Source organism: Dysgonomonas sp. ZJ709, assembly GCF_011039195.1.
Classification (GTDB): domain Bacteria; phylum Bacteroidota; class Bacteroidia; order Bacteroidales; family Dysgonomonadaceae; genus Dysgonomonas.
In genome coordinates this window covers 1-8,146 of sequence record NZ_JAAKEM010000051.1, presented here as the reverse complement: position 1 = coordinate 8,146, position 8,146 = coordinate 1, and the positions used below count along the sequence as shown (strand labels likewise).

At 39.7% G+C, this 8,146-nt stretch carries 5 protein-coding genes; 3 read left to right on the top strand and 2 right to left on the bottom strand.

All coding sequences use genetic code 11. From position 1 onward, the window contains the following. Window positions 1-272: 272 nt before the first annotated feature. On the bottom strand, window positions 273-761 hold the full coding sequence (locus G7Y56_RS17955; protein ID WP_165045778.1) for a GNAT family N-acetyltransferase: 489 nt from the start codon (window positions 759-761) through the stop codon (window positions 273-275). A 294-nt stretch (window positions 762-1,055) separates the two neighbouring features. Between G7Y56_RS17955 and G7Y56_RS17950 the strand changes: the two genes are divergently transcribed. Beyond that, the gene (locus G7Y56_RS17950; protein WP_165045776.1) at window positions 1,056-3,269 is read left to right on the top strand and encodes a bifunctional (p)ppGpp synthetase/guanosine-3',5'-bis(diphosphate) 3'-pyrophosphohydrolase; all 2,214 of its coding nucleotides are present in this window, start codon (window positions 1,056-1,058) and stop codon (window positions 3,267-3,269) included. A gap of 441 nt (window positions 3,270-3,710) precedes the next feature. Beyond that, on the top strand, window positions 3,711-5,531 hold the full coding sequence (locus G7Y56_RS17945) for a DUF4139 domain-containing protein (RefSeq protein ID WP_165045774.1): 1,821 nt from the start codon (window positions 3,711-3,713) through the stop codon (window positions 5,529-5,531). A 174-nt stretch (window positions 5,532-5,705) separates the two neighbouring features. Here the strand turns inward: G7Y56_RS17945 and G7Y56_RS17940 are convergent, their stop codons facing one another. Beyond that, on the bottom strand, window positions 5,706-6,290 hold the full coding sequence (locus tag G7Y56_RS17940; RefSeq protein ID WP_165045772.1) for a sugar O-acetyltransferase: 585 nt from the start codon (window positions 6,288-6,290) through the stop codon (window positions 5,706-5,708). A gap of 323 nt (window positions 6,291-6,613) precedes the next feature. Between G7Y56_RS17940 and G7Y56_RS17935 the strand changes: the two genes are divergently transcribed. Next, on the top strand, window positions 6,614-7,942 hold the full coding sequence (locus G7Y56_RS17935; protein WP_165045770.1) for a solute carrier family 23 protein: 1,329 nt from the start codon (window positions 6,614-6,616) through the stop codon (window positions 7,940-7,942). Window positions 7,943-8,146: the final 204 nt, after the last annotated feature.

The window sequence follows — 8,146 nt, the reverse complement described above, 5'->3', positions numbered from 1 at the left end:
TATGGTATCTTCAGCTTGATTATCAAAAGTCTAATTCAAGAAATAAAGTTTCAACTTTATGTCATCCCATAGTTTACTTTTGATAATCGGTTAATCTCTACTTTTTTACAACAAAAGAATAAAATTAACCTTGCTTTTTGAATAGTAAATTATAAAACAAATATAAGAGTCATCCCGAACTGATAGCCCCTCCTAACCTCCCCCAAGGGGAGGAATGCAAAGAGAGTATATAAGATCCCCTCCTTGGGAGGGGTTGGGGAGGCTATCTTTTTCTACTTATATTTTGCATCTACAAGAACTACCGAAGTTTCAACCTGTCTTTCGGGAATCTTCCAATACTTTTTCAGTAGCATATTTTTCTCTTCTTCTTCAACCAGCCTGAAACCGTTCTTCGTGTAAAAATCTATCGCCCACACGGCATCTTTCCATGTACCTATAAGTATCGGCTTCTCTTGGCTATCGAGTAAGTGGTTTAATAATTTTGTACCTATCCCCCCATTTCGGTTTCTTGTTCTGACATAAGAATGGCGTATCAGTTTCACGTCACCTTTGTTCTGTATTCCCATTACGCCGACCATCTCATTGTTTTCCACATAACAACAAAAAGCAACACCATCGGCTATTTGCTCTTTCAGTTCGTCCATTTCCATGTATGGCTGTTTCCATCTATCGGGTGGTATTACATCTTGATATGCTATCGAGGCATCGTTTATTATTTCATATATAATCTCTATTTCCGAATCGAGGCATTTTCTTATCATGGCTATCTTTAGGTTGTTTGTGAAAAATCCTATTTATTTTTAATAAGGGACGCAAGTTAAAATATAATTTGAAAACAGACAAAAGTATTTTTATTAGAATGGAGATAAATATAATATTTGAGTATCCCTATGTATAGTAAACTATCTGTCAGACAGAACGTCAACAGGATTTTTTTAGATATTGCCTCAACAACTCACACCCAAACGATGTTATACTAAAGAAAAAACAGTATTTTTACAATCACATATTTAAATCAGAAACTGAGTTTTTCTGCTCATATATTTTTGCACAGCATGGAACAGAAAGGATCCCCTATATATAACGACGATTTATTGGATTCGCCAAGGTTTAAGAAACTATTGGCAGGGTTGGAAGCCAATCTTTCGCCCAAAGAAATGCAAGATCTTCGCCCGGTTATCAAAAAATCGCTGGCAGACGGGATATACAATCGCGACGAAAAAATAGGTAGTGTTACAGACCTTACCATCAATACGATCTTTATTATGATTGAAGAACTGGGTCTTAAGAATGCAGCTATTTTGGCTATGGTTTTGTATCGTCCTGTTACTCATCATACAATTACGATAGAAGAGGTTGGCAAGACATTCGGTACAGATGTTGCCGAAATTGTAAAAGGACTGATGAAAGTGAATGCGCTTGATGCCAATCAGTCGGCTCTGGCATCAGAAAACTACATCAAACTACTTCTCTCCTTTGCTGAAGATATGCGTGTTATCCTGATCAAGATAGCAAGCCGCCTGTACCTGATGCGTACTGCCGAACAATACGAAGAACAGTTTCGCATGAAACTTATAATAGAGGTATGCTATCTCTATACGCCTCTTGCCCATAAGTTGGGACTATATAAAATAAAGACCGAGTTCGAAGACCTGTATCTGAAATATACAGACCGTGAGTCGTACGACTATATTTTGCAAAAAATTAGTGAAAGTAAAGCCGCCCGTGATAAATATATTGAAGAATTTATTGCCCCCATCGACGAGAAGCTAAAAGAAACAGGACTCAATTACGATATAAAAGGACGTGTGAAATCTATCTCGTCCATCAACAATAAACTAAAGAAACAGAAGATCGATTTCGAATCCATCTACGATCTGTTTGCAATACGTATCATTCTTACTTCTGATTTGGAGAAAGAAAAGGCCGAATGTTGGCAGATATACTCTATCGTTGCCGACTTGTACACACCCAATCCTAAACGGCTGAAAGACTGGTTGTCGATACCCAAAAGTAATGGCTATGAATCGCTTCATACCACAGTGATGGGGCCGCAGTCGCGCTGGGTCGAGGTGCAAATCCGTACCCGTCGTATGGACGAAATAGCCGAACGCGGACTAGCTGCCCATTGGAAATACAAAGGCCTTAAAAGCCAATCGCGTGTAGACGACTGGTTGACCAATCTGCGTGAGATGCTCGAGAATAAGAGCATGGATACAAATGAAAAGCTCGAAGATTTCAAACTCGATTTGTACGACGACGAGATATATGTTTTCACACCCAAAGGTGATTTGCACAAGCTGCCTCATGGAGCTACTATTCTCGATTTTGCTTTTTCCATTCATTCCCGCATAGGGTCGACATGTGTATCGGGAAAAGTGAATGGAAAAAATGTTTCGATACGTCACAAGCTGAAAAATGGTGATCAGATAGAGATTGTAACGTCGCCTAACCAGACTCCTAAACAAGACTGGCTGGGTTTTGTATCTACCACAAAGGCTAAAAACAAGATTCGCCAAAGTCTCAAAGAGGAATCGAACAAACAGGTCGAGATAGCCAAAGAGTTGCTCAAACGCCGTGTCAAAAATAAAAAGATAGAGATCAACGAATCTATCATGATGAGGCTGATTAAAAAACTCGGATTCAAAACCGTTACCGACTTCTATGTTAAGATAGCCGATGAAACGCTCGATGTAAACAACATCATCGATCAGTATACCGAGATGGAGCGCAAGGAGAACGAGTTGCACGAAAAGCATGAGTCTATCAGTGCCGAAAACTATGTTCCACAGATAATAGAAGCAGAAAAGAAATCGTCTAAGAACGAAGAATTAGTAATAGATAACAATCTGACAGGAGTAGAATACAAACTGGCTAAATGCTGCAATCCGATTTATGGCGACGATATATTCGGCTTTGTTTCTTCGCAGGGTATCAAGATCCATCGTCAGAATTGTCCTAATGCTCACGATATGTTTACACGTTTTGGGTATCGGGTTATCCCAGCTCGCTGGTCGGGGCGTTCGGCTTCTAATTACACGATTACACTGAGGGTGATAGGACACGATGATATTGGTATTATCAATAATCTGACCTCTATCATTGCAAAAGAGAACGGAATCAGTATGCGTTCTATCAGTATCGATTCTAACGACGGCTTGTTTCAGGGGAATATATCCGTTACACTTAGCAATACAGATGCTCTGAACGGATTGATAAAGAAACTGAGAACAGTGAAAGGGGTAAAAGATATAAGTCGGTTGAGTTAAAATCAATTGGTTTTTCTTTCAATATTCTGTTATTCCGAACTGAAAGTCCCACCTAACCTCCCCCAAGGGGAGGAATGCAAAGAAGATGTTTGGAATAATTATGAGTTATAAGTTGCAGCTGTCTGTCTTTCTCTCTGTCATCCCGAAACATAGTGAGGGATCTGTTGTCTCTCAGGGTTATCAGCCAATGGCTATTAGCTATCAGCCTATTTCATAATAGATCCCTCACTATGTTTCGGGATGACAGAGGCGAGCATTAAGCCCCTCCTTGGGATGGGTTGAGGGGCTAGCAGCGTGGGGGGCTAAAGTGCTAAATAACCTTATTGCAAACTTAAACTACCAGAAATATAACAAACGTTAAAAACGATAAGCTGTTTATGAAATCTTCACCTCGTTTGATTCTATATTGCAGGTAAAAGAAATAAACTAAAATTATATTTTATGAAAACAAAGCTATTATGTGTCGCTACTCTGCTATTGGCAAGTGTTTCACAACAAGTGTTTGCTCAGGACAAAAAGGTTGTGCCATCTAAATTGAATGAAGCAACAGTCTTTTTTCAAGGTGCAGAATTAAACCATTCGGCTACCTCGGCACTGGCTAAAGGAGAGAATGAAATATGGATAGAAGGCTTAAGTCCTAATATCGATAAGAATAGTCTGAAAATCAAAACATCCAATGGTGCGATAATTTCTTCTTATGAGTATTCGGTAGATTATATGTCGGGCAATAAAGCCTTCAGTCCAATTGCCAAAAAACTGCAAGACTCGATCAGCATGTACAGGGAAAAGCTGAGCGCAGTTCAGACTGATATAACGATAAATGAAAATCTGAAAAACCTTTTGCAAAAGGGAACAGATAAAAATGTAGCCGGTTCGGACAAAGGCTTAGGTATAGACGAATTGGTGAAAACGATGGAGTATTACAAAACCAAATCGCTCGAACTTGAAAAAACACAAAAAGCGAATCAAAAAATAGAACAAGAAATAAAAGCTTCTATAAAAAGAGTTGAAACTCAATTCAATCAAGAGTCGCTTAAAAATAATAAAACATCGGGTGTTCTACGGCTTACTATCTCAGCGCCTGCTGCTATCTCTTCTAATTTTACTATCACCTACTATACATCTGCTGCGGCGTGGGTGCCATATTACGATATAAATATAGCATCGACCGACAAGCCGATTAAGATGATGATGAAATCGAAGGTTCGCCAAACTACCGGTCTCGACTGGGAAAAAGTGAAGTTAACGCTATCTACTGCCACTCCCAGCAATGGTAAGATTGCGCCTTTGTTTTCTGCATGGTTTCTCGAAAATATGCACTATGCGGTAGCTATGGGCAGTGTGAAAAACAGGGCAATGCAAAACTCATATTCGTATGATATGCTGCCTGTTGCAGAGATGAGCGCGATGAAGGTATCGAAAGATGATTACGCGGAAATACAGCAGCAGCAGCTTGTACCCCTCTACTATATAGATGGTTCTCCGGTAGATGCCGACTATTATAATTCTATCGATCCTGCGATGATAAAGAGCAGCGATTTTATAAGCGGTGGTGTTGCAGTAGCTCAATATGGTGCGCAAGCAGCAGGCGGCGTATACGTAATGGCGCTCAAGAGCAGCATGGACGATTATGTTACTCAAGCCGATAACGATATGAGCAGTGTCTATAATATTGATATAGCTTATACAATTCCGGGTAATGGTAAAAAGCAAAGCATAGATCTGCAAACTAAAGAGACAAATGCTGATTATAAGTACTATTCTGCTCCTAAATTAGACACAGAGACATATCTGTTGGCTGAAATATCCAATTGGGAAACACTCGGACTATTGAGCGGAAAGGCCAATATTACATACGATGGTACTTATGTAGGCGAGACATTTATCAATGCTGCATCTACCTTGTCTAAGCTTGCGCTTACTCTCGGAACCGAAAAACGAGTGGCTGTAAAACGTGAAAAAATGCAGGATTTCAGTAGCACTAAATTCTTGGGTAATGATACTAGACAGATATTTACATACAAGATAACTGTTAAGAATAATCAGAATAAAACAATCAAGATGGTTGTAAAAGATCAGTACCCGATCTCTACTCAAAAGAATATAGAAGTAGAGCTTTTGAAAGAAACTACTGCATGGACTGCTAACAAAGAAGATGTTGGAGTTATCACTTGGGAAGAAGAATTTGCTGCCGGCGAGACAAAAGAATATATTATAAGTTACAGCGTCAAATACCCGAAAGGCAGTAACTTGAATCTGTAATTAATCTCCTAAAATATGAAAGGCTGTAATACAATTCTGTATTGCAGCCTTTTGTAGCCTCCCCAACCCCTCCCAAGGAGGGGCTCTTGTATACCCTCTTTGTATTCCTCCCCTTAGGGGAGGTTAGGAGGGGCTTTCAGTTCGGAATGACAGAGAGAGCTACACATAGCGTATTCATAACTTATATTTATTCCTATCCTCATCCGTTATCGTGCGGATTACTTTGCATGGATTACCCACAGCCAAAACATTCGATGGAATGTTTTTTGTCACAACACTTCCTGCACCTATAACCGTATTGTCGCCTATTGTTACACCGGGCAAAATAGTTACTGCTGCCCCGATCCATACATTGTTGCCGATGGTTACAGGGTAGGCATATTCCAATCCTTTGTTTCGCTGTTCCACATCTAAAGGATGCCCCGCAGTATAAATACCTACATTGGGTGCAATAAAGACATTGTCGCCTATACAAACTTTTGCCCCGTCGAGAATAACAAAATTCATATTGGCAAAAAAGTTTTCACCTATCTCGATATTAAAACCGTAATCGCAATAGAAAGGTGGTTCGAATATGAAATTTTCACCGGTCTTGCTCAATAGCTTTTTCAATAGCGTCTTTCTCTCATCCTGTTTAGATGGATGCAGTAGGTTATATTCGTATAATAACACCTTTGCATTTTCCCGTTCCTTTATTATTTCCTTGTCGTAATTGGCATCGTAAAGTAATCCTTTTGCCGCTTTTTCTTTTTCAGTCATAATAGTGTTTTATTATTCTCTATTCCTTAAATATGGAAGGCAAGGTACTAAAAATAGAGATGTCTTAACCCTGAGGTTTAGAAAAATTCCGGAATATCGATTATCATAGGAGATATCGGGTTTGTTCAGACTTTGATGTAATTATCCTGTTTTTATTATCCTTTTACCCTCTTTAATCCCGAAACGCGGTGAGGGATATCAGAGGCAGATAGACTCTAATCTAAAATTTATGCCTATCTATTTGCAGCACTGTTACTAAAATTAAAAGAGGAGACAACTTTAATCTCAATTATTATTGTTTATTTTGCATCAAAATATAAAAAATGGAAAATCAGAAAGTCGTCTTAGGTATACAAGATAAACCTAAACCCTTGCAGTGGTTACTGTTGAGTATTCAGCACCTCTTTGCTATGTTTGGCGCAACGGTGCTTGTTCCTGCCCTAACAGGTATGAGTCCCGCAGTAGCTTTAATATCGAGTGGTATCGGAACACTTATCTTTATCGTAATCACACAAGGCAAAGTGCCATCCTATCTGGGATCGTCCTTTGCCTTTATTGTACCCATCACCACAGCCAAAGGGATGGAGGCTGCGATGTCGGGGCAATTAGCACCCGGTAGTTTCCTTGTTGGTAGTTTTCTTGTGGGGCTTACCTATACCGTTGTGGCACTTATAATCAATCGTGCCGGAACAGGTTGGCTGATGAAACTGTTACCGCCTATCGTAGTAGGTCCCGTTATTATGGTCATCGGTTTGGGATTGTCGGTTACCGCTATTAAGATGGTGACTTATAATAGTGGTATGATTACCGATGATAATCCGCTGGGCTACGATCTCAATTTTGTATTGGTCGGTCTGGTTACACTCACCATCACAGTTGTTACTGCCATATTTACCAAAGGCTTTCTGAGTGTAATCCCTGTTTTAGTAGGGATTGTCGGAGGGTATTTGTTTGCTTTCTGTATCGGGATGGTCAATCTGCAACCCGTTATCGAAGCCAATTGGTTCCAAATACCACCATTCGAATTCCCTTTCGTAGATTACACTCCGACTTTTTCGTGGAAAATATTTTTATTGATGGTTCCCGTTGCCATTGTACCCATAGCAGAGCACATCGGTCATCAATTGGTGTTGAGTAAGGTTGTAAGTAAAGACCTTATAAAAGACCCGGGTCTCGATCGTTCTATGTTGGGCGACGGTATTGCAACTATGGTTGCAGCCGGTATCGGCGGGCCTCCCAGCACTACTTACGGCGAGAATATCGGCGTGCTGGCTATTACGCGCGCATTCAGTATCTACTTGTTTGTAGGAGCGGCAATCTTCGCTATACTTTTCGGATTTTGTGGCAAAATAGCTGTCTTGTTAGCTACTATACCTACTCCGGTAATGGGTGGAGTATCTATTCTCTTGTTTGGTATCATAGCATCGAGCGGATTGCGTATGTTGGTCGAAAATAAAGTTGACTTTAGTTTGAAGCGCAACCTTATCATCGCTTCGGTTATTCTTGTTATCGGTATCGGCGGTGCAGCTATTCATATCGGTAAGCTATTATCGCTCGAGGGCATGGCTCTTGCATCTATCATTGGCGTGTTGCTCAATCAGGTATTGCCGGGCAAAGAAGTTGTCGATTTTGATAAAATGTTTGACGAATAATCATTCATATTATATATAATGAAAATGGGTATAGGAATTAATCTTATACCCATTTTTGTTATTCCTCTTTTCTTTCCTGAATTCTATGATTAATTCCTATTAATATTGTTAAAAGTTATCGCATTTTTCCTTTTTCAACTACCCGTTTTTTAGGGGGGCAGATTGAAAAAGGGAAAATAGCTTACTTAAGCTGTTTTCTTGTAA